The organism is Curtobacterium uvaldense (genome assembly GCF_028307415.1).
GTDB lineage: Bacteria > Actinomycetota > Actinomycetes > Actinomycetales > Microbacteriaceae > Curtobacterium.
The window spans coordinates 108,191-129,651 of sequence record NZ_JAQMHU010000006.1 but is presented as its reverse complement, the minus strand read 5'-3'; the positions used below and the strand labels follow the sequence as shown (position 1 = coordinate 129,651).

Annotated in this window: 23 protein-coding genes; 18 read left to right on the top strand and 5 right to left on the bottom strand. The window is 71.4% G+C overall.

What is annotated here, in order from left to right; translation table 11 throughout:
* Nucleotides 1-129 precede the first annotated feature (129 nt).
* Nucleotides 130-1,155 (bottom strand): TerC family protein, encoded by a 1,026-nt coding sequence (locus tag PIJ49_RS05705; RefSeq protein WP_066654849.1) that lies wholly within the window; start codon nt 1,153-1,155, stop codon nt 130-132.
* A 214-nt stretch (nt 1,156-1,369) separates the two neighbouring features.
* On the opposite strand from PIJ49_RS05705, the gene ftsY reads away from it, so the two are divergent.
* From ftsY to PIJ49_RS05685, 4 genes are read left to right on the top strand one after another with little or no spacing between them, the layout of a single operon-like run.
* A complete protein-coding gene (gene ftsY / locus PIJ49_RS05700) occupies nt 1,370-2,239 on the top strand; it encodes a signal recognition particle-docking protein FtsY (RefSeq protein WP_058748735.1) in 870 nt (289 codons plus the stop codon).
* Entirely contained in the window at nt 2,236-3,606 is a 1,371-nt protein-coding gene (locus tag PIJ49_RS05695; RefSeq protein WP_271826059.1) for a glycosyltransferase family protein, read from the top strand. The genes ftsY and PIJ49_RS05695 overlap by 4 nt, the downstream gene beginning before the upstream one ends.
* Entirely contained in the window at nt 3,603-4,973 is a 1,371-nt protein-coding gene (locus tag PIJ49_RS05690) for a glycosyltransferase family protein (RefSeq protein WP_271826058.1), read from the top strand. Before PIJ49_RS05695 ends, PIJ49_RS05690 begins: the two co-directional genes overlap by 4 nt.
* Nucleotides 4,974-5,028: 55 nt before the next feature.
* Nucleotides 5,029-5,187, top strand: a complete 159-nt coding sequence (locus tag PIJ49_RS05685; protein ID WP_137767577.1) for a DUF4175 domain-containing protein — start codon at nt 5,029-5,031, stop codon at nt 5,185-5,187.
* Nucleotides 5,188-5,285: 98 nt separating this feature from the next.
* Here PIJ49_RS05685 and lipA read toward each other — a convergent pair whose 3' ends face one another.
* Together lipA and lipB are read right to left on the bottom strand one after the other, a co-directional pair.
* Entirely contained in the window at nt 5,286-6,269 is a 984-nt protein-coding gene (gene lipA / locus PIJ49_RS05680; RefSeq protein WP_271826057.1) for a lipoyl synthase, read from the bottom strand.
* A complete protein-coding gene (gene lipB, locus PIJ49_RS05675; protein WP_442874605.1) occupies nt 6,266-6,949 on the bottom strand; it encodes a lipoyl(octanoyl) transferase LipB in 684 nt (227 codons plus the stop codon). The genes lipA and lipB overlap by 4 nt, the downstream gene beginning before the upstream one ends.
* 95 nt (nt 6,950-7,044) lie before the next feature.
* On the opposite strand from lipB, the gene ffh reads away from it, so the two are divergent.
* Nucleotides 7,045-8,601 carry a signal recognition particle protein gene (gene ffh, locus PIJ49_RS05670; RefSeq protein ID WP_066654840.1) on the top strand — a complete coding sequence of 519 codons (1,557 nt, stop codon included), beginning with the start codon at nt 7,045-7,047 and terminating at the stop codon, nt 8,599-8,601.
* 72 nt (nt 8,602-8,673) lie between these two features.
* On the opposite strand, the gene PIJ49_RS05665 is transcribed toward ffh, so the two are convergent.
* Nucleotides 8,674-9,804: a glutamate--cysteine ligase gene (locus PIJ49_RS05665; protein ID WP_271826055.1), complete on the bottom strand. Its 1,131-nt coding sequence runs from the start codon at nt 9,802-9,804 to the stop codon at nt 8,674-8,676.
* Nucleotides 9,805-9,883: 79 nt separating this feature from the next.
* Between PIJ49_RS05665 and PIJ49_RS05660 the strand changes: the two genes are divergently transcribed.
* The 5 genes from PIJ49_RS05660 (at nt 9,884) to trmD (ending at nt 14,150) form a co-directional block, all read left to right on the top strand.
* Complete coding sequence (locus PIJ49_RS05660) at nt 9,884-12,034, top strand: oxidoreductase (RefSeq protein WP_271826054.1); 2,151 nt, start codon at nt 9,884-9,886, stop codon at nt 12,032-12,034.
* 183 nt (nt 12,035-12,217) lie between these two features.
* On the top strand, nt 12,218-12,634 hold the full coding sequence (rpsP, locus tag PIJ49_RS05655) for a 30S ribosomal protein S16 (RefSeq protein WP_066654835.1): 417 nt from the start codon (nt 12,218-12,220) through the stop codon (nt 12,632-12,634).
* 4 nt (nt 12,635-12,638) lie between these two features.
* The gene (locus tag PIJ49_RS05650; RefSeq protein ID WP_058730104.1) at nt 12,639-12,875 is read left to right on the top strand and encodes an RNA-binding protein; all 237 of its coding nucleotides are present in this window, start codon (nt 12,639-12,641) and stop codon (nt 12,873-12,875) included.
* A gap of 19 nt (nt 12,876-12,894) precedes the next feature.
* Complete coding sequence (gene rimM / locus PIJ49_RS05645; protein WP_334212818.1) at nt 12,895-13,455, top strand: ribosome maturation factor RimM; 561 nt, start codon at nt 12,895-12,897, stop codon at nt 13,453-13,455.
* A 2-nt stretch (nt 13,456-13,457) separates the two neighbouring features.
* The gene (gene trmD / locus PIJ49_RS05640; RefSeq protein WP_066654831.1) at nt 13,458-14,150 is read left to right on the top strand and encodes a tRNA (guanosine(37)-N1)-methyltransferase TrmD; all 693 of its coding nucleotides are present in this window, start codon (nt 13,458-13,460) and stop codon (nt 14,148-14,150) included.
* Between the two features lie 217 nt (nt 14,151-14,367).
* On the opposite strand, the gene map is transcribed toward trmD, so the two are convergent.
* Nucleotides 14,368-15,159: a type I methionyl aminopeptidase gene (map, locus tag PIJ49_RS05635; RefSeq protein ID WP_066654828.1), complete on the bottom strand. Its 792-nt coding sequence runs from the start codon at nt 15,157-15,159 to the stop codon at nt 14,368-14,370.
* Between the two features lie 164 nt (nt 15,160-15,323).
* Between map and rplS the strand changes: the two genes are divergently transcribed.
* The 8 genes from rplS to dprA all read left to right on the top strand — a co-directional run bounded on the left by rplS (nt 15,324) and on the right by dprA (nt 21,441).
* Nucleotides 15,324-15,677: a 50S ribosomal protein L19 gene (rplS, locus tag PIJ49_RS05630; protein ID WP_058730094.1), complete on the top strand. Its 354-nt coding sequence runs from the start codon at nt 15,324-15,326 to the stop codon at nt 15,675-15,677.
* Nucleotides 15,678-15,860: 183 nt separating this feature from the next.
* Nucleotides 15,861-16,604 carry a signal peptidase I gene (lepB, locus tag PIJ49_RS05625; RefSeq protein ID WP_271826053.1) on the top strand — a complete coding sequence of 248 codons (744 nt, stop codon included), beginning with the start codon at nt 15,861-15,863 and terminating at the stop codon, nt 16,602-16,604.
* Complete coding sequence (gene rnhB, locus PIJ49_RS05620) at nt 16,601-17,305, top strand: ribonuclease HII (RefSeq protein WP_066654823.1); 705 nt, start codon at nt 16,601-16,603, stop codon at nt 17,303-17,305. The genes lepB and rnhB overlap by 4 nt, the downstream gene beginning before the upstream one ends.
* Nucleotides 17,306-17,354: 49 nt before the next feature.
* Entirely contained in the window at nt 17,355-17,678 is a 324-nt protein-coding gene (locus tag PIJ49_RS05615) for a DUF2469 family protein (RefSeq protein ID WP_058730091.1), read from the top strand.
* Nucleotides 17,679-17,813: 135 nt separating this feature from the next.
* On the top strand, nt 17,814-18,170 hold the full coding sequence (locus PIJ49_RS05610) for a histone-like nucleoid-structuring protein Lsr2 (RefSeq protein ID WP_066654821.1): 357 nt from the start codon (nt 17,814-17,816) through the stop codon (nt 18,168-18,170).
* A gap of 153 nt (nt 18,171-18,323) precedes the next feature.
* A complete protein-coding gene (locus tag PIJ49_RS05605) occupies nt 18,324-18,677 on the top strand; it encodes a YraN family protein (protein WP_066654820.1) in 354 nt (117 codons plus the stop codon).
* Nucleotides 18,674-20,194 (top strand): YifB family Mg chelatase-like AAA ATPase, encoded by a 1,521-nt coding sequence (locus PIJ49_RS05600; protein ID WP_209682227.1) that lies wholly within the window; start codon nt 18,674-18,676, stop codon nt 20,192-20,194. The genes PIJ49_RS05605 and PIJ49_RS05600 overlap by 4 nt, the downstream gene beginning before the upstream one ends.
* The gene (dprA, locus tag PIJ49_RS05595; protein WP_271826052.1) at nt 20,191-21,441 is read left to right on the top strand and encodes a DNA-processing protein DprA; all 1,251 of its coding nucleotides are present in this window, start codon (nt 20,191-20,193) and stop codon (nt 21,439-21,441) included. The genes PIJ49_RS05600 and dprA overlap by 4 nt, the downstream gene beginning before the upstream one ends.
* Nucleotides 21,442-21,461 lie beyond the last annotated feature (20 nt).

The following is a 21,461-nucleotide window of genomic DNA, read 5'->3' as shown; positions in this document are numbered from 1 at the left end:
GGTGCGGAGACGGACGGGAGGCGCGGTGCCAGCCGGCACCGTCCTCCCTCGCAGGCTCGGTCGGCGCGCCCCGCGCAACGCTTCGCGTTGCCGCTGAGCGGGGCGCGCCCGTCCGGCACGTGGTCGCGACTACTTCGCGTCGGCCTCCACGGCCTCCTTCGGCTCGCCCGTCGGGGTCAGGCCGCGCTCCTGGCGCTTCTTCGAGACGATGAGCGAGGCGGCCGTGGCCACCGCGATCGTCAGCGCGATGAAGCTCAGCGAGAACCAGATCGGGATCTCCGGGGCCCACTCGATGTGCTCGCCGCCGTTGATGAAGGGCAGCTCGTTGACGTGCATGGCGTGGAAGACGAGCTTGACGCCGATGAAGGCGAGGATGACCGCCAGGCCCTGACCGAGGTAGATGAGGCGCTCGAGCAGCCCCGCGATGAGGAAGTACAGCTGACGCAGACCCAGCAGGGAGAACGCGTTGGCGGTGAACACGATGAACGCGTCCTGCGTCAGACCGAAGATCGCGGGGATCGAGTCCAGGGCGAACAGCACGTCGGTGAGGCCGATCGCGACCATGACGAGCAGCATCGGGGTGAACAGGCGCTTGCCGTCGACACGGGCCGTGAGCTTGTCACCGTGGTAGTCGTCCGTGGTCGGGATGATGCGACGCAGGACACGGATGAGCTTCGAGTCGCCCTCGGTCTCGTCGTGCCCGCCGCCCTTCGCCTGCGACCAGGCGAGCCAGAACAGCAGCGCGCCGAACAGGTAGAAGACCCACGAGAAGTTCTCGATGATCGTGACGCCGAGGGCGATGAAGACGCCTCGGGCGACGAGGGCGATCGCGACGCCGACCAGCAGGACCTTCTGCTGGAACTCCTTCGGCACCGCGAAGCTCGACATGATGATGAGGAAGACGAACAGGTTGTCGACCGACAGGGCCTTCTCGGTCAACCAGCCGGCGAAGTACTCGCCACCGGCCTGACCGCCGCCGAAGACCAGGATCCCGACACCGAACAGGATCGCGAGCCCGACGTAGAACGCCGACCAGAACGCGGACTCCTTGATGTGCGGGACGTGCGGGGTCCGCACGTGCGAGTAGAAGTCGAACACCAGCAGCGCGAGGATGCCCGCGATGGTGAGGAGCCAGACGAAGAGGGGAACGTCCAATGGATGTCCTTCAGGTTCGGGGCGTCCCGCGGAGCGGGTACGCCGATGCCTGAAGGTCTCCTCCGCCGTGTCGACCGACTGGTCGGACACGACCGGCGTCCCGGGTCTGGATCGTCCCAGACCGTACTGACGGGTGCGCCGCGCGGGAGTACTCCCCTTCAGGAACCGAGGATACCGGGCGCAGCGTCCACTGGTCGCGCCCTAAGCTGGGAGCATGGCGAGTTCCTGGTCACTGTCCACCCGTCTGCGCGGCCTGTTCCAGCGGAAGACCATCGACGAGACCACGTGGGACGATCTCGAGACCGCGTTGATCGGTGCGGATTTCGGCCCCGACATCGCGGACGAGGTCATCGAGGACCTCCACGCCCGCGTCGACCGGTACGGCACGACGGACCCCGCCGACCTGCAGCGCATGCTCCGCGAGGTGCTCGAGGAGCGCCTGTCGAAGCTCGACACGACCCTCAAGCTCAGCAACCGCCCGGCGGTCGTGCTCGTCGTCGGCGTCAACGGCGTCGGCAAGACCACGACGATCGGCAAGTTCGCGAAGTTCCTCAAGACCTACGACCGCACGGTCGTGGTCGGCGCGGCGGACACGTTCCGCGCGGCGGCGGTCGAGCAGGTCGCGACGTGGGCGCAGCGCGCCGGGGTCGAGGTCGTCCGACCGGCGCAGCCCGGCCAGGACCCGGCCTCGGTGGCGTACCAGACGGTCGAGAAGGCCATGCGCGACGGCACCGAGATCGTCGTGATCGACACCGCCGGCCGACTGCACACCAAGGCCGGCCTGATGGACGAGCTCGGCAAGATCAAGCGCGTCGTCGAGAAGCAGACCGAGATCGCCGAGGTGCTGCTCGTCCTGGACGCCACCACCGGGCAGAACGGTCTCGCCCAGGCGCAGGCCTTCATCGAGGGTGCCGGCGTCACCGGACTCGTCATCACCAAGCTCGACGGATCGGCCAAGGCCGGCTTCGTGCTCAGCGTGCAGGAGAAGACCGGCATCCCCATCAAGCTCATCGGGCAGGGTGAGGGCATCAACGACCTCACCGGCTTCACCCCGCACGTCTTCGTCCAGAACCTGGTCGGTTGAGCGCCGTGGTGTCGTCCGTGACCGCGCCGTCCACGACCGGCGGGCGAGGGACCCGACCGCCGGCCACCGTCTCGGTGCTCGAGGTCGTCGTGATGTGCGTGGTCGCGGTCGGGCTGACGATCGGCAGCCTGCTGCACAAGCTGCAGTGCGCCGCCCCCGGGGTCGACTTCGTGACCGCCACCCGCAAGGCCTGCTTCGCGGACACCGTGAGCCTGTTCTCCAGTCGCGAGCTCGCGTCGCACGTGTTCCCGTACGTGCAGCCGCTCGGCGAGAACGGGCTGCCGCCGGGGAGCCTCGAGTACCCGACGCTCAGCGGGATCTGGGCGTGGCTGAGCGCGCTGCCGGTGAGCTCGCTGCACGGGTTCCTCGTGGTCACCGCGCTGACCTTCGTGCCCGTGGTCGTCGTCACCGTCGTGGCGCTGGCCCGCGTCGCCGGGCGCCGGGCGTGGTTCTTCGCGGCCACGCCGCCGCTCTTCCTCTACGCGCTCTACAACTGGGACCTGCTCCCGGTGATGTGCACGGTCGTCGCGATCGCGGTGGCGGTCTGGTGGCCGGCCGGGCGGTCGCTGGTGTGGCGGGCCGTCGTCGTCGGTGCGCTGTTCGGTCTCGGCGGTGCCTTCAAGCTGTACCCGCTCGTCTTCGTCGCGCCGTTCGTCCTCGCCCTGCTCGTCGACGCGACCGCGTCGTGGGGCGATCGCGTGCGCCGCGCCCTCGGCGCGGTGGCGGGCTCGGTCGGCGTGGTCCTCGTGGCGAACCTGCCGTTCGTGCTCATCAACGCCGAGTCGTGGTTCTCCGTGATCCGCTACCAGGGCATCCGGAACATCGACGGGGCGACGCTCTCGGTCTGGTACTACGCCTTCCAGCCGTGGTCGGCCGAGGACTCGCCCGCGTTCCAGCACACGCTGAACCTGCTGGCGACCGGAGCGACGGCGGTGGCACTGCTCGCGGTGCTGGTCACCGGGTTCGTCCTCGGGGTCCGTCGCGGTCGCATGCCCTGGATCGAGACCAGCGCGGCGCTCCTCTGCGCCTACCTGGTCGCGAACAAGGTGGACTCGCTGCAGTACGCGCTCTGGCTCGCGCCGTTCTTCGTGTTCGTCCGGATCCGCAGCGGTTGGGTGATCGCCTACCTGGCCGCGAACACGCTGCTCTTCGCCGGGTGGTTCCGGCACATCTACCTGCAGGCGATCGGGACCACCGTGCGGACCTACGCGGACGAGGCGATGTCGATCGGTGTCTGGGCGCAGATCGTCCTGCTCCCGATCCTGGCGGTCGTGTTCCTGCGCAGCCGGGCGGTGGACCGCGACGACGAGGTGTCGGTGGTGCACGGAGCGCCGGAGCCGCAGCGGACGCCCACGCCGAGCGCGTGAACACGCGCGCGATCGCCGGCAGCAGCAGCGTCCGTCCGGCCGGCGGGGTCGCCGCCGTCGAGCTCGTCGTGATGTGCGTGGTGGCCGTCGGCCTGACCGTCGGGAGCCTGTTCCAGAAGCTGCAGTGCGCGGGCGAGGGTCTCGACCTGGCGTACGTGACACGACACGCCTGCCTCGGCGACACCCTGAGCCTCTGGGGCATCCGCGACCTCGCATCGCACGTGTTCCCCTACGTCGGGCCGCTGACCACCCGCGGCCTGCCGCCCGGCACGCTCGAGTACCCGACCCTCACCGGCCTGTGGGCCTGGCTCAGCGCCCTGCCGGTCGGGTCCAGCCGCGGGTTCCTCGTGGTGACGGCGCTCACGTTCGTGCCGGTGGTGGTGGTCGTGACCGTCCTCCTCGCCCGGATGGCCGGCCGGCGCGCGTGGATCTTCGCCGCGACACCGCCGCTGTTCCTCTACGCGCTCTACAACTGGGACCTGCTCACCGTGGTGTGCACGACCGCGGGCGTCTTCGCCGCGGTGCGGTGGCCGGCCGGACGTGCGCCGGTGTGGCGTGCCGTCGTGGTGGGCGCGCTGTTCGGACTCGGCGGAGCGTTCAAGCTGTACCCGCTCGCGTTCGTGGCACCGTTCGTCCTCGCACTCCTCGTGGACGCCGGGCCGTCCTGGCCGGACCGGGTCCGTCGTGCCGCCGGGGCGGTGGCCGGCGCGCTCGGCGTGGTCCTCGCCGCGAACCTGCCGTTCGTGCTCGTCAACGCCACGTCGTGGTTCTCCGTGATCCGCTTCCAGGGCACCCGGGACATCGACCCGAGCACCCTGTCGGTCTGGTACTGGGCGTTGCAGCCGTGGTCCGCGCAGAGCAGCCCGGAGGTCCAGCTCCGACTCAACCTGCTCTCGACGGCGGCGACCGCCGTGGCCGTGCTGGCCGTGCTCGCCGTCGGTCTGGTCATCGGGCTCCGGCGCGGCCGCATGCCCTGGATCGAGACGAGCGCGGCGCTGCTGTGTGCGTACCTCGTCACGAACAAGGTCGACTCGCTGCAGTACGTGCTCTGGTTGACGCCGTTCTTCGCCGTCGTGCGGATCCGCCTCGGGTGGGTGGTGGCCTACGTGACCGCGAACCTGCTGCTCTTCGTCGGGTGGTTCCACTCGTTCGCGCTGAAGGCCGTGGGTGTCTCCGCCCGGACCTGGGCGGACGAGGCGCAGACCATCGGGATCTGGGGGCAGATCGTCCTGCTGCCGATCCTGGCGGTGGTGTTCCTGCGGAGCCGTGCGGTGGACCGCGACGCGGACCGCCCGGAGCCGGATCCCCGACCGGGGGCAGCTGCCGGGCTCCGTGCTCGGGGAACGGCGTCGCCGGCTCGCGAGTAGTGTCCGCTTCGGCCCGGGCGTCCGCTCGGTCTCGTTCCAGGGATTGGAGACCCTCATGCCCGCACTGCTGATCATCGCGATCATCGTCGGCCTCGTCCTGCTCTTCAGCGGCATCTTCGTCGGTGCGCTGAAGTTCCTGCTCTGGGTGGGCATCGTGCTCATCCTGCTGGCGGTCATCGGCTGGCTCCTCCGGAGCATCCGCGGTCGCGCGTAGCGTCGGCCGGTCACGTCGGACGTGACCACGGACGGACGGGAGGCCCGGTACCAGCTGGTACCGGGCCTCCCGTCCGTCCGTCGGTCGCCGGATCGGCGCTACACGGCCTGGCGACCCGGGGTCGCCTCGAGCAGGTGGGCGAGGTGCGGCGGCACCGTGCCCCCGCGCGCAACGGTGGCGCGCGCCCACAGCCGGCCCGCCCGGTAGGACGAGCGCACGAGCGGACCGGCGAGCACACCCGCGAAGCCGATGTCCTCGGCGATCTCGCGCAGGTCGACGAACTCCTCCGGCGTCACCCACCGCGCGACGGGCAGGTGCCGCGGCGACGGACGGAGGTACTGCGTCAGCGTGATGATCTCGGTACCCGCCTCGTGCAGCTGCTCGAGTGCGTCGACGACCTCGTGCCGTTCCTCGCCCATGCCGAGGATGAGGTTCGACTTCGTCACCAGGCCCGCGTCGCGGCCCTGCGTGAGGACGTCGAGCGAGCGCTCGAAGCGGAACGCGGGGCGGATGCGCTTGAAGATCCGGGGGACCGTCTCGACGTTGTGCGCGAAGACCTCCGGGCGGGCGTCGAACACCTGCCCGAGCTGGTCGGGGCGGCCGTTGAAGTCCGGCACGAGGATCTCGACGCCGGTGCCGGGGGAGTGCTCGTGGACCTGTCGGATGGTCTCCGCGTAGAGCCAGGCGCCGCCGTCGTCGAGGTCGTCCCGGGCGACACCGGTCACGGTCGCGTACTTCAGGCCCATCGACACGACTGAGTCCGCCACACGCCGGGGTTCGCCCCGGTCGAGCGGGCTCGGCTTGCCGGTGTCGATCTGGCAGAAGTCGCAGCGCCGGGTGCACTGCGAGCCGCCGATCAGGAAGGTGGCCTCCCGGTCCTCCCAGCACTCGAAGATGTTCGGGCAGCCGGCCTCCTGGCAGACGGTGTGCAGCTGCTTGTCCCGGACCAGTGCGGAGAGGTCCCGGAACTCCGGGCCCTGCGTCGCGCGGGTCTTGATCCAGGCGGGCTTCGTCTCGATGGGTGTCGCGGCGTTGCGGGCCTCGACCCGGAGCATGCGGCGGCCGTCGGGGGCGAGGGTCATGCGGCGACCTCCTGTCGCGTGGTGCTGCTGATGCGGTGACCGGCGTGCATGCCGTCGACCGCCTGCTGGATCCGCGGCCCGACGAGGGCGGCGACCTCGTCGACCGTGACGTGGCGGCCGGTCGCGCGGCTGAGGGTGGTGACGCCCGCGTCGGCGATGCCGCACGGGACGATCGCGCCGTAGGGGGCGAGGTCGTTGTCGCAGTTGACCGCGATGCCGTGGCTCGAGACGTGCTCGGCGACGTGCAGGCCGATCGCGCCCACCTTGTCGTGCGGGCCGCCGCCCGGTCGGCGCACCCAGACACCGCTGCGCCCGTCGACCCGTTCAGCGGTGACCCCGACCGAGGCCGCCGCGTCGAGGACGACCTGCTCGAGGTCGCGGACCCACGCGACGACGTCGAGCCGGTCGGCGAGCCGGACGATCGGGTAGGCCACGAGCTGCCCCGGCCCGTGCCACGTGATGCGTCCGCCCCGGTCGACGTCGACGACCGGGGACCCGTCGGTCGGCAGGTCAGCGGCTTCGGTGCGGCGCCCGGCCGTGTAGACGCTCGGGTGCTCGCAGAGCACGACGACGCCGGGGGAGCGGCCGGCGACGACGTCGGCGTGGAACGACCGCTGGACGGCGAGGCCCTCCTCGTAGTCGAGGAGCCCGGGCCAGCGGATGATCTCGAGCTGGGGCACGTCGAGCACGCTACCCCGGTTCCTGGACGCAGTCCAACAACCGGGCGGTGGGCGGTCCGGGGCGGTCGGAGGTGGCCCTGTAGAATCGTCGGACCATGGCACAATTCGGCTCACTCTCCGATCGGCTGACCGAGACCTTCCGCAACCTGCGGAGCAAGGGTCGTCTGTCCCCGTCCGACGTCGACGGCACCGTCCGCGAGATCCGCCGGGCCCTGCTCGACGCGGACGTCGCGCTCGAGGTCGTCAAGGCCTTCACCGCGTCGGTGCGGGAACGTGCGCTCTCGGACGAGGTCAACAAGGCGCTCAACCCCGCGCAGCAGGTCGTCCAGATCGTCAACGAGGAACTCGTCGGCATCCTCGGCGGCCAGCAGCGCCGACTCGAGTTCGCGAAGCGACCGCCGACCGTGATCATGCTCGCGGGCCTCCAGGGCGCCGGCAAGACGACGCTCGCGGGCAAGCTCGGCAAGTGGCTCAAGAAGGACGGCCACACGCCGATGCTCGTCGCGGCGGACCTCCAGCGTCCCAACGCCGTGCAGCAGCTCCAGGTCGTGGGCGAGCAGGCCGGCGTGCACGTGTTCGCTCCCGAGCCCGGCAACGGCGTCGGCGACCCGGTCAAGGTCGCGAAGAACGCGATCAAGGCCGCGGTCGACCAGCAGTACGACACCGTCATCGTGGACACCGCCGGTCGACTCGGTGTCGACGCCGAGCTCATGAAGCAGGCAGCGAACATCCGCAAGGCCGTCGACCCGGACGAGGTCCTGTTCGTCATCGACGCGATGATCGGTCAGGACGCCGTCGCGACCGCTCGCGCCTTCCAGGAGGGCGTCGACTTCACCGGTGTCGTCCTGTCCAAGCTCGACGGCGACGCCCGCGGTGGTGCGGCCCTGTCGGTCGCCAGCGTCACGGGCCGCCCGATCATGTTCGCGTCCACGGGCGAGGGGCTCGACGACTTCGAGCCGTTCCACCCGGACCGCATGGCGAGCCGCATCCTCGACCTCGGCGACATCCTGTCGCTCATCGAGCAGGCGCAGTCCGCGTTCGACGAGGACGAGGCGCGCAAGGTCGCCGAGAAGATCGCGACCGACTCGTTCACGCTGAACGACTTCCTCGCGCAGATGCAGCAGCTCCGCAAGGCCGGCTCGATCAAGGGCATGCTCGGCATGCTCCCGGGCGCCAAGGGCATGCGCGAGGCGCTCGACAACTTCGACGAGAGCGAGATCGTCCGGACCGAGGCGATCATCCAGTCGATGACGAAGCAGGAGCGCGAGCTCCCGAAGCTCCTCAACGGCTCGCGTCGACTCCGCATCGCGAAGGGTTCCGGCACCACGGTGACCGAGGTCAACGCGCTCGTCAACCGCTTCGAGCAGGCAGCGAAGATGATGCGCACCGTCGCCCGTGGTGGCGTGCCGCAGATGCCGGGCATGGGGCCGATCCCGGGCATGCACGGCGGCAAGAAGAAGCAGCAGCAGGGCGGCGCCAAGAAGAAGAAGGTCGGCAACCCCGCCAAGCGCGCGGCGCTCGCGTCGGGTGCGGCGGCGCAGCCGCAGCAGCAGGCACCCACCGGGTCCGGTCTCGGACTCGGCGGTCCGAAGGGCGGCAAGGCGCCCACCGAGGAAGAGCTGGCCAGCCTGCAGAAGTTCCTCGGCCGCTAGACGCGACCCCATGACCGACGGGAGGCCCGGTACCAGCTGGTACCGGGCCTCCCGTCCGTTCCGTGGTGTCGTCTAGAGCGACTCCCGCAGCTCCGTCACCAGGTGGCGGACCACCGCGCGCAGGTCCCCGCCGTTCTCCTGCGCCACCCGCAGCTGCCGCTGGTACGACGCGCCGTCGGCGATCATCGTGTCCAGGTGGTGCAGCTCCTGCTGGCAGCCCAGACGGTCGGCGATCGGGTCGAGCCGCTGGACCAGGTCGTGGACCTCGTCGGTGACCAGGCGCTCGTGGCCGGCGGCGTCGGTGATGATCTCGGCCTCCATGCCGTAGCGGGCTGCGCGCCACTTGTTCTCGCGGATGAACCACGGCTGCATCGACGGCAGCGTCTCGCCGCGGTCGAGGCGGTCCGAGAGCGCGGTGACGAGGCACTGGACGAACGCGGTCACGCCGCCGACCTCGTGGAGGGTCGAGATGCCGTCGGACACGCGGTTCTCGAGCGTCCCCCACCCCGGCGACGGGCGGATGTCCCAGCGCAGGTCCTTGAACCCGTCGATCACACCGGTCTTCGTCAGGTCGTCGACGACGGTCTCGAAGCCGGTCCAGTCGTCGATGCCCGGCGGCAGGCCGCCGGTGGGGAGCTGCTGGAACATGAGGGCACGGTTCGAGGCGTACCCGGTGTCGGTCCCGCCCCAGAACGGGCTCGACGCGGTGAACGCCTGCAGGTGCGGAACGTACGCGAGCATCGCGTTCATGATCGGGACCGCCTTGTCGCGGTCGTCGATCCCCACGTGCACGTGCACGCCCCAGATGAGCATCTGCCGACCCCACCAGCGCGTGCGGTCGATCAGCGTGGTGTAGTGCTCGCTGTCCGCCGTGATCTCCTGCTGGTCCCACTGCGCGAACGGGTGGGTGCCGGAGCACATCACCTGCGCGTCGAGCGGTTCGGCGGCATCGATCACCTCGCCGATGATGCCCGCGAGCTCGCTCGTCGCCCCACCGACGGTGTCGTGCACCCCCGTGACCACCTCGACGGTGTTCGTGAGGAGTTCTTCGGTCACCCGGTCGGGATCGCCGAGGCGCTCCTGCACGGCGGAGAGCACGGCGGGGGCACGGGGCGCGAGGTCGCCGGTGCCGCGGTCGACCAGCGGGAGCTCCCACTCGACGCCGAGTGTCGACGGGCGGGACTCGGTGAAGCGGATGTCCATGGGGCCATCCTGCCCGTCGGCTTGGAGGGTCGGCACAAGGAGTTCGGTCCCGGGCACGTCGTCCGGCAGAGTGGTCGCCATGAGCAGCGTTGCCGTGCCCGACCTCGCAGTCCTCTCCTCGTCCTGGGACCTCGGACCGCTCCACCTGCGGAACCGGGTGGTGATGGGGTCGATGCACACCGGGCTCGAGGTCCTCGACGACGGCGGTGCCGCGATGGCCGCGTTCTACCGCGAGCGCGCGGCGGGCGGCGTCGGCTGCATCGTCACCGGCGGGATCGCGATCAGCGACGAAGCCCGTGGTGGTCCGGACTTCGCGGTGTTCGGCACCGGGGGCGCGGACGAACGGTTCCGGGTCGCCGTCGCGGCCGTGCACGACGAGGGCGGAGCCGTGCTCGCCCAGCTCTTCCACGCCGGCCGGTACGCCCTCGCGAACGGCCTGGTCGACCGGTACGGCCGACCCCAGCGCGTGGTGGCTCCGTCGGCGCTGCCGTGGGCGGCGGCGCGCGGGGTCCAGCCGGTCGCGCTCACCGATGCCGAGGTCCGCCGGACGATCGACGACTTCGCCGCCGCCGCCCGGTCTGCCGCGGCGATCGGCTTCGACGGCGTCGAGATCATGGCGTCCGAGGGCTACCTGGTCAACCAGTTCCAGTCGCCGCTGACGAACCTCCGCGACGACGACTGGGGTGGGGACGCCGAGCGACGCCGCCGCTTCGCGATCGAGGTCGTCCGGGCCGTCCGCACCGCCGTGCCCGACCTGGCCGTCACGATCCGGCTGTCCGGTGCCGACCTCATGCCCGGGTCGACGACGGACGCCGAGGTCGACGCGCTCGTGCACGACCTGGTGCCGCTGGGCCTCGACGGGATCTCGGTCGGCATCGGTTGGCACGAGTCGCGCACGCCGACCGTGCAGGCCGCGGTGCCGCACGGCGCGTGGCTGGCGTACGCCGAGCGGGTCGCGGGCGTGGTCCGCGAGTCCGCGCACCCCGAGGTGCAGGTGATCGCATCGAACCGGATGACCGACCTGCGCGACGGTGAGGCGGTGCTCCGCGGCGGGCAGGTCGACGCCGTCGCGCTCGCCCGTCCGTTCCTCGCGGACCCGGACATCGTCCGCCGGTCGCTCGACGGCCACTTCGACCTGGTGAACACCTGCATCGGCTGCAACCAGGCGTGCCTCGACCACTCCATCGTCGGACGGCCCGTGTCCTGCCTCGTGAACCCCCGCGCTGGCCGCGAGCTGACCATGCCGCTCCGGCCGACCGTCGAGCCGAAGCGCGTCGACGTGGTCGGCGGTGGCCCGGCCGGGCTGGCCGCCGCGGTGGACGCCGCGCGGCGCGGGCACGCCGTGACGCTGTGGGAGGCGACCGACGCCCTCGGCGGGCAGTTCGCCCTGGCCGCGGCGATCCCCGGCAAGGAGGACTACGCCGCGACCGTCCGGGCGGCGCGCGCCGAGCTCGGCGCCCGCGGGGCGACCGTGCACACCGGCCGTGCCGCCACCGTCGCCGACCTGCTCGACAGCGACGCCGTGGTGCTCGCGGCAGGGGTCGTGCCCCGCGTGCTGGACGTCCCGGGCGCCGAGCTGCCCCACGTGGTGTCCTACGAGGACGCCCTGCGCGACGGGGTCCAGCCCGGCACCGTCGCGGTGGTCGGCGGCGGCGGCATCGGGGTCGACACGGCGGCCTTCCTGGTCGAGTCGCCCGACGAGGCGGTGCGGGCGGCGGAGTTCGCGGCGCGCTGGGACGTCACCGTCGCCGACGACCTGGTCGGCGACGTCCCGCAACGGCTTCCCGCGGTGGCACGGACGCTCCGCCCCGGCGCCGACGTCACGGTGCTCCGTCGGTCCGGGAAGTTCGGCCAGGGGATCGGCATCACCTCGCGCTGGGTGGCGGTCGGACGACTGCGCGACGCCGGGGTGCGGATGGTCGGCGGGGTGCAGGAGTACCTGCGCATCGAGCCCGGGACGCTGTGGATCCGGGACGAGGACGGTCGGGAGACCGCGGTACCGGCCGACCACGTCGTCGTGTGCGCCGGGCAGGAACGTGCACCCGCGGTCGAGGGCGACGAGGCCGAGGACGCGTCGGGGGTCGCCGTCGCAGGGGGAGGGCTCGCACCGGGCCTGGCTGCCGCGGGGGTGCCGTACGCCGTCGTCGGCGGTGCCCGGGACGCCAGGAGCGTCGACGCGGTCCGTGCCACGAGCGAGGCGATCGAGGCCGTGCGCGCCCTCGCACCGTGACGACACGGCGGCCACGGCGCGTCCCGGCTCGCTTCTCCGGCGGAAACCTGCAAGAATGAACGGTCGAATCGCGTCTGCTCGACCCTCTATCCAGCAGGTCGCGACTTCCTTCGAGCTTCCACCGCGCGTGCCCCCACGCCCGCGGTTCCGGTTCAACCACAACAACACGCAACAGGAGTAATTGTGGCTGTCAAGATCCGTCTCAAGCGTCTCGGCAAGATCCGTGCGCCCTACTACCGCATCGTCGTCGCCGACTCGCGCACCAAGCGCGACGGTCGTGTGATCGAGGAGATCGGTCAGTACCACCCGACCGAGGAGCCTTCGGTCATCAAGATCGAGTCCGAGCGTGCGCTCTACTGGCTCGGCGTCGGCGCGCAGCCGACCGAGCAGGTCGCGGCGCTCCTCAAGCTCACCGGCGACTGGGGCAAGTTCAAGGGCGAGGGCAACACCGAGTCCACCGTCAAGGTCGCCGAGCCGAAGCAGGCCTTCGTCGCGGACACTGCCAAGAAGGCCGTCCTGAAGCCGAAGTCGGAGAAGACGGCCCCCGCCGCCGCTCCGGCCGAGTCGGCCGACGACGCCGCAGAGACGACCGAGGCCTGATTCCTTGCTCGACTCTGCGCTGACGCACCTCGTCAAGGGGATCGTCGATCACCCGGACGACGTCCGCGTCGCCAGTTCCACCTCTGCGCGTGGCGAGGTCCTCGAGGTGCGTGTGCACCCCGAGGACCTCGGTCGCGTGATCGGTCGCGCCGGACGGACCGCAAAGGCGCTCCGCACCCTCGTCTCGGCTCTCGCCGACGGCAAGCGGGTGCGGGTCGACGTGGTCGACACCGATTCCTAGGGAGACGACCCAACTCCGGGTGGGTCGCATCACGAAGGCGCACGGGCTCAAGGGCGGCATCAAGCTCGAGCTCTACACCGACGACCCGGATCGTCGGTTCACGCCGGGGGCGGAGTTCACGCTCCAGGTCCCCTCGGACTCGCCGTGGTCGGGCAAGACCCTGACCATCGACGAGCTCCGCTGGTACAACGGGCACCCGGTCGCCTTCTTCGAGGGCGTCGCGGACCGCACCGCCGCCGAGTCCCTCGCGCGGGCGATCCTCTGGGTCGAGCAGGACGCCGACGCCGAGACCGGTGAGGACGACGCCTGGTACGACCACCAGCTGGTCGGCTTGCGCGTGCTCCGCGACGGCGTCGAGGTCGGCACGGTCGCCCGCGTCGACCACCTGCCCGCGCAGGACCTGCTCGCGATCGACACCCCGTCGCGCGGCGAGGTCCTGGTGCCGTTCGTCTCGGCGATCGTGCCGACGGTCGACATCGCGGCGGGTACCGTCACGGTGACGCCCCCGACGGGACTGTTCGAGGACCCCGAGGACACCTCGCGGCCCGAGACGGTCACGCCGAGCGACCGCGAGGGCTGATCGTGCGCATCGACATCGTCACGATCTTCCCGGAGTTCTTCTCCGTCCTCGACGTCTCGCTGCTCGGCAAGGCCCGCTCGGACGGGCTGCTCGACGTGCACGTGCACGACCTGCGGCACTGGACGACCGACCGGCACCGCACGGTCGACGACACCCCGTACGGCGGTGGCGCGGGCATGGTGATGAAGCCCGAGCCGTGGGCGCAGGCGCTGTCGTCGATCCTGCGCGAGGACGGTTCGTCGACGCTCGTCGTCCCCACGCCGGCCGGCACCCCCTTCCGTCAGTCGATCGCCCGGTCGCTCGCGTCCGAGCACGACCACCTCGTGTTCGCCTGCGGGCGGTACGAGGGCATCGACGCCCGCGTGTTCGCTTGGGCTGCCGAGCGGTGCTCGGTCGTCGAGCTCTCGCTCGGTGACTACGTGCTGAACGGCGGCGAGGTCGCGGCCATGGCGATGATCGAGGCGGTCGGCCGTCTCGTCCCCGGGGTCGTCGGCAACCCGGAGTCGCTCGTCGAGGAGTCCCACGAGGACGGCCTGCTCGAGTACCCGTCGTACACGAAGCCGGCACTCTGGCGTGACCTCGAGGTGCCGGACGTCCTGCTCAGCGGGCACCACGCGCGCGTCGCCGCCTGGCGGCACGAGCAGCAGGTGGAGCGGACCCGTCGCGTCCGCCCGGACCTGCTGCCCGACGCGTAGCGCCGGCCGCATCGCCGCGGTGCCGGCGCCTCCGGCAGTGGTGCTCCGCGCCGTTCCGATCGCACGACGTGCCGCCGGCGCACGTTCCGGTCGCGCGACGTGCCGCCGGGCTGGATCGTGCGCGGCAGGTCGCGCGACGAGGGCGCCCGCGTCCCGACGGATGGATGGACGAACGGACGGGAGGCGCGGGGCGGGGTCGCGCCGCGCCTCCCGGCCGTCAGGCGGTCGCCTCGGTGCGCTGGGCGCGACGCAGGGTGAGCACCTCGGGACCGTCGTCCGTGACCGCCACGGTGTGCTCGACGTGCGCGGCACGGGACCCGTCGACGCTCTTCAGCGTCCAGCCGTCCTCGTCCTGCACGAGTTCGTCGGTGCCCTGCATGAGCCACGGTTCGATCGCGACCACGAGGCCCGTGCGGAGCTTCAGGCCGCGGCCGGGGCGGCCGTCGTTCGGCACGTGCGGGTCACCGTGCATCGTGCGGCCGACGCCGTGCCCACCGAACTGCGTGTTGACGCTGTAGCCGGCGTCCTTCGCCACCCTGCCGATGGCGTAGGAGACGTCGCCGAGCTTGTTGCCCGGTCGGAACTGCTCGATGCCGGCCAGCAGCGCGCGCTCGACCGTCCCGACGAGTCGCTGGTCCTCGTCGCGGGCCGTGCCCACCTGCACCGTGACGGCGGAGTCCGCCACCCAGCCGTCGACGCTCGCGGCGAAGTCCAGGCTGACGAGGTCGCCGTCGACGAGCACGCGGTCGTACGGCAGGCCGTGCAGGGCCGCGTCGTTCACCGACGTGCACAGGTTCCGGCCGAAGGGGGAGTTGCCGAACGAGGGGTGGTAGTCGACGTAGCAGCTCACGGCGCCACGGTCGGCGATCATCCGAGCGGCCACGCGGTCGAGGTCGAGCAGGTTCACGCCCACGTCGACGGTCTCGAGCAGCTCGTCGAGGACGTCGGCGACGAACCGTCCGGCGGCGCGCAGGCCCTCCAGCTCGGCGGGGGTGCGGAGTTCGATCATGCGTCCATCCTGGTCGTTTTGCGAGCGGGCTTCCCTGTGGCATGATGGACCGCTGTGCCCTGGCTGGACTCTGCCACGGGGGAGTCGCCGATTCCGGGCATGCACACTTCTTTCCACACACCGATCCGCGGCGACCCGTGCGCGTCCGCAGAGAGTGAACGAACATGCAGCTCCTCGACCACGTCGACGCAGCGTCCCTGCGCACCGACGTCCCGGACTTCCGCCCCGGCGACACCATCAAGGTGCACGTCAACATCATCGAAGGCACGCGCTCGCGTGTCCAGGTGTTCCAGGGTGTCGTCATCGCCCGCCAGGGCCACGGCCTCGGCGAGACCTTCAAGGTCCGCAAGGTGAGCTTCCAGGTCGGCGTCGAGCGCTGGTTCCCGGTGCACTCGCCGATCATCGACCACATCGAGGTCGTCACCCGCGGTGACGTCCGTCGCGCGAAGCTCTACTACCTGCGCGAGCTCCGCGGCAAGGCGGCCCGCCGCAAGATCAAGGAGAAGCGCGACGCCTGATCGCCTTCACAGTGAGGGCCCGCGAGCCGGGTTCCACTGGACGCCCCCCGCCGATGTACGGTTGTGCATCGACGGGGGGCTTTCCCGTTGTGCGCGCTCCACGGAGCGCAGGGTCTTCCACGTCCGACGAGTGCGGGTGTGGGTCGGCACGCTGGTCGAGCGTGCATGTGAACGAGAGCGGACATGACGGACACCACCGAAGGATCGGGACGCCGCCCACGGGCTGAGCACAAGGGCAACGGCGTCCTGACGTTCCTGCGGGACCTCGTCATCATCTTCCTCGCGGCACTGCTCGTCTCGTTCCTCGTCAAGACGTTCCTGATCCGGTCGTTCTACATCCCGTCGGAGTCGATGGAGAACACCCTGCAGGTGAACGACCGGGTGATCGTCAACGAGCTCGTGCCGGACGTGGTGTCGCTCAAGCGCGGTGACGTCGTGGTCTTCAAGGACCCGGGCGGTTGGCTGACCGGCACGAACGTGCCGGGCGTCGCGCCGACCACGCAGCCGGCGAAGGCGATCGACTGGCTCCTCACCCAGGTCGGTCTCGGGACCGGCGACAGCGACGACCACCTCATCAAGCGGGTCATCGGCCTGCCGGGGGACAAGGTCACGTGCTGCAACGACCTCGGGCAGATGTCCGTGAACGGCGTGCCCATCAAGGAGCCGTACACGCTGCTGCCGGGCGGCGCCCCGGCGTCGGCCGACCCGTTCTCGGTGACCGTCCCCGAGGGCACGATCTGGGTGATGGGCGACAACCGCAACGACTCGAAGGACTCGCGCTACAACCGGGACACCCCGTCGAAGGGCTTCGTGCCGCTGTCGGACGTCACCGGCAGGGCGTTCGTCATCTCGTGGCCCACGAGCCGCTGGACGTGGCTCGACGACTACCCCGACGTGTTCGCGGGTGTGGAGGAGAAGGACCGGTGACCCCGGTCCGGCCATCGCTCCGGGTCGAGAAGAAGCTGCTCGGCTCCGGTCGCGTGACCGTGATCGGCATGGACGAGGTCGGCCGTGGGGCGATCGCCGGTCCGGTGGCCGTCGGGGTCGCGGCGGTGACGATCGACATCGGACGCGTGCCCCAGGGGCTCGCCGACTCGAAACTGCTGTCAGCCGCTCGGCGCACCGAGCTCGAGCCCGTCGTCCGACGGTGGGCACGGACCGCCGTGGGCATGGCGACGGCGGACGTGGTCGACCAGCAGGGGATCGTCCCCGCGCTCGGCCAGGCCGGTGCGGCGGCGCTCGGCGCGCTCGTCGACGACGGGCTGTGCCTCGACGACGCCGTCGTGGTGCTGGACGGCTCGTTCGACTGGTTGTCCCGTGCCGTCCCCACAGCACTGGTCCCGTCCGCCCGGCCGCTCGACGTCGTGGTGCGCGTGAAGGCGGACCGCGACTGCGCCTCCGTCGCCGCAGCGTCCGTGGTGGCGAAGGTCGAGCGCGACGCCCTGATGGTCGCTGCGCACGAGGGGGCTCCGCACTACGGGTGGGCGTCGAACAAGGGGTACGGGTCCACGGCGCACTACGACGGGATCCGGTCCGTCGGGGCGCACGCGCTGCACCGGAAGAGCTGGCTGCACCAGGCGTCGAGCGTCGCCCTGGACGGGTTCGACGAGCTGGCCGTCACCGGCTGACCCACCTCGTCGTCCATCGTCGGTCGGCTCGCCGTAGACTGTGCGGGCGATGGATGACGACGAATTCGACGACTACGACCGCGAGGTCGAACTTGCCCTGTACCGCGAGTACCGCGACGTCGTGTCGCAGTTCCGGTACGTGGTCGAGACCGAGCGGCGGTTCTACCTGGCGAACGAGGTCGACCTCGTCCGCCGTGACACCGAGCACGACTTCTACTTCGAGCTCACGATGAACGACGTGTGGGTGTGGGACGTCTACCGTTCCGACCGGTTCGTGAAGTCCGTGCGTGTCCTCACGTTCAAGGACGTGAACGTCGAGGAACTCACGTCGCGGGAACTCGAACTGCCCAAGGAACTCGCACTCGACGAGTGATCCACAGCTTTTCTGGAATTGCGACTCGGGCTTCTTCCGACGACATTCCCGCAATTGTCGCGCTACGGTGGTGGTGAAGCTTTTCCCGTGACCCACCGTCACGGGGATCACCACCCCTCGACCCAGGAGCACGACATGGCACAGAAGGTCACCGTCCAGCTCGTCGACGACCTCGACGATTCGCCCATCGCCGCCGGCGAAGGCCGCACCGTGGAATTCGCGTTCGACGGTTCGAACTACGAGATCGACCTGTCCGACGACAACGTGGACAAGTTCCGCGAAGCGATCTCGGACTACGTCGCAGCGGCACGGAAGGTCTCCGGTCGTCGTTCCGGTGGCAGCAGTGGTTCCGCGCCGAAGTCCGCACCCAAGCGCGGGAACTCCGAGGAACTCGCGAAGATCCGCGACTGGGCGAAGGAGAACGGTTACGAGGTCTCGAGCCGCGGCCGTATCTCGACCCAGGTGCAGGAAGCGTACGCAGCCGCGCACTGACGCACGACCTCACGAGACCCCGGATGTCCTGACGACATCCGGGGTCTCGTCATTCCTGCACAACATTTCCATCAAGAGTGCTCATCCACAGTTCCGCCATCCGACCGACGGCGCCGGTTGCATTGCCGCATCGTCGTCGGTGGAGGCAACGACATGGAACGACGAACACTGGGGCAGTACGGCGAGGACCGCGCGGTGGAATGGCTCACGGCGCGCGGGTACCGATTGGTGGAACGGAACTGGCGGTGCGCACGCGGCGAGGTCGACGTGGTCGCCTGGCACGGGCGGACACTCGTGTTCATCGAGGTCAAGACGCGAGCGGGCACGGCGACCGGGCACCCGTTCGAGGCGATCACCACGGCGAAGACCGCGCGCCTCCGACGGCTGGTGCCGATGTGGTTCGCGGCGCATCCCGACACGCACGCCCCGGCGGTCCGTCTCGATGCGCTGGCGGTGCACGTGGCCGGTGACCGGCACGGCATCGAGCACCTGACGGGGATCCTGTGACCGGCATCGGTCGGTCCGCCGCGGTCGCCCTGCTCGGCGTGACCGGACGGCGGATCGAGGTCGAGGCGCACCTGACGAGCCAGCTGCCCGCCTTCAGCATCATCGGACTGCCGGACACCTCGTTGGGCGAGGCCCGAGAGCGGGTCCGGGCCGCAGCGGCGAACGCCGGGGCGCCCCTGCCGGCCCGGCGGATCACGGTCAACCTGACGCCGGCGGCGATCCCGAAGCGCGGATCGGGCTTCGACCTGGCGATCGCCATGGCGGTGCTCGCCGGCGCGGACGTCGCGCCCCGTGTGAGCGAACGGGTCGTGTACATCGGGGAGCTCGGGCTCGACGGGCGACTCCGGCCCGTACCCGGGGTCGTGCCGATGCTGCTCGCGGCACGGGACGCCGGAGCCGAGCGGGTGGTGCTCCCCACGGGGAACGCCGAGGAGGCCCGGTTCGTGCGCGGTGTGGACGTCCGCGCCGTGGACTCGCTCCGTGCCGCCGCGATCGACGCCGGGGCGCTCCTCCCGCCGGTCGAGGTCGACCCGGTCGCCGCACCGCCGGTCCTCCCCGAGCGATCACCCGTCGCCGAGCTGGCCGAGGTCGTGGGCAACCCCACCGGCGTCCGTGCCCTCGTCGCGGCGGCCGCCGGCGGACACCACGCCCTGCTCGTGGGACCGCCGGGCGCCGGCAAGACGATGCTCGCGGAACGGCTGCCGGGCCTGCTGCCGGACCTCGACGACGACGCGGCGCTCGAGGTCGCGGCGGTCCGGTCGGTCGCCGGGCACGGGGTCGCATCGTGGACCACGAGACCTCCGTGGGAGGCCCCGCACCACTCGGCGTCCGCGGTGTCCCTCATCGGTGGCGGCTCCGGCACGGTCCGACCGGGCGCCGTCTCGCGCGCGACTCAGGGCGTGCTGTTCCTCGACGAGGCCCCGGAGTTCCCGCGCGCGGTGCTCGACGCGCTGCGACAGCCCCTGGAGTCCGGACGGATCACGGTGCACCGGGCCGCCGGGGCCGCCGAGTTCCCCGCACGCTGTCAGGTCGTGCTCGCGGCGAACCCGTGTCCGTGCGGCAACGCCGGCTCGATGCGGCAACCGTGCGAGTGCGCGCCGGCCACCGTCCGCCGGTACCTCGGCCGCATGTCCGGGCCGTTGCTCGACCGCATCGACATCCGCGTGCGCGTGCCGCGGGTGACCACCGGCCTGATCCGCGGTGAGGACGGCACGACGCCCAGCACGGCGCAGGCTCGAGCGACCGTCGAGGCGGCACGCCACGCGATGCGCACCAGGCTCGTCGGTACGGGGTGGACCCGGAACGCCGAGGTGTCGGGGGCGTGGCTCCGCGGCCCCGGGCGGGTGGATCGGCGGGCGACGACGGCGCTCGACCAGGCGCTCGACCTCGGCACGCTGACGATGCGCGGCTGGGACCGGACGATGCGCCTCGCCTGGACGCTCGCGGACCTGCAGGGGGACGACCGGCCGGGCGAACGGCACGTGCGCGAGGCCCTCGCCCTCCGGAGTGCGCTGTGACCGGGGCGCCCGACCTGCTCGAGACGGTCGCGGTGCTCCTCGGTCGGGCTGTGGCCGACGCGGTGGACCCGGTGGAGGCAGCGGCGCGCGTGGCGTGGTCGGCCGTCGTGGAGCCGGGGGACGCGGTGGCGGGGATACTCGTCCAGGGACTCGGGGCCGAGCGCTCGTTCGCGCTCGTCCGGTCGGCGTGCGACGACGGACCCGTGGGCCTGCTCGACTCCTGCATCGATCGGGGCGTCCCGGGGGCTGAGTCCCCGGCGCCCTTCGCCCGCACGCTGCGGATCGCCCTCGAGCGCTGGCGCCCACGGCTCGCCCGGGTCGACGTCCTGACGACGCTCGAGGCGGCGCGCGCGGTCGGTGCGCGGCTCGTCGTGCCGGGCACGGCCGGGTGGCCCACCGGCGTCGACGACCTCGGGCCGCACGCGCCCGTCGTGCTCTGGACGCGGTCGGGGCGTCGGGCCTCCGGTCCTGCCCTGGCCGTCGTCGGTTCGCGGGCGAACACCGTCGCAGGGGCCGAGGCGACCGCGGAGATCGCCTCGGCGGCCGCCGACGCCGGGTGCACGGTGGTGAGCGGTGGGGCCTACGGCATCGATGCGACCGCGCACCGGGTCGCGGTCGCGGCGGGCACGCCGACGGTGGCGGTCCTGGCCGGCGGGATCGACCAGCTCTACCCGACGGGCAACGTCGAACTGCTGCGGAACGTCGCACGGCAGGGCAGCCTGCTGGCCGAGTCCCCGCCGGGTACCCGGCCGACACGGTGGCGGTTCCTCGCACGGAACCGACTGATCGCGGCGCTGGGTGCGGCGACCGTCGTGGTCGAGGCCGGGGCCCGCTCGGGCGCGTTGAACACGGCGCACCACGCTGCGCAGCTCGGCCGACCCGTGTTCGCCGTCCCGGGGGCGTTCTCGTCGTCGGCGTCGGTCGGGTGCCACCGTCTCGTGGCGCAGGGGCGTGCTCAGATCGTCGTGGGTCCGGGCGACCCCGTCGAGGCCGTCGTCGGACGACGCGGATCCGGGCGAGGACACCCGTCGAGGGACGCTGGGCCGACGCACGCCGACGAGCCGATCGGTGGTCGGCAGGACCCCGAGGTGGTCCGGGTCCTGGACGCATTGGGACGGCGGGCGCTCGGCGAGCAGGAGATCGCCGTGCGCTCGGGCATGTCGGCGGGTGCGGTGGCGGACGCGCTCGCGCTGGCCGAACTGCAGGGTCTCGTCACGCACACCGTCGGCGGGTGGACCAGGTCGTGACGGCGCCGGACGCTTACCCT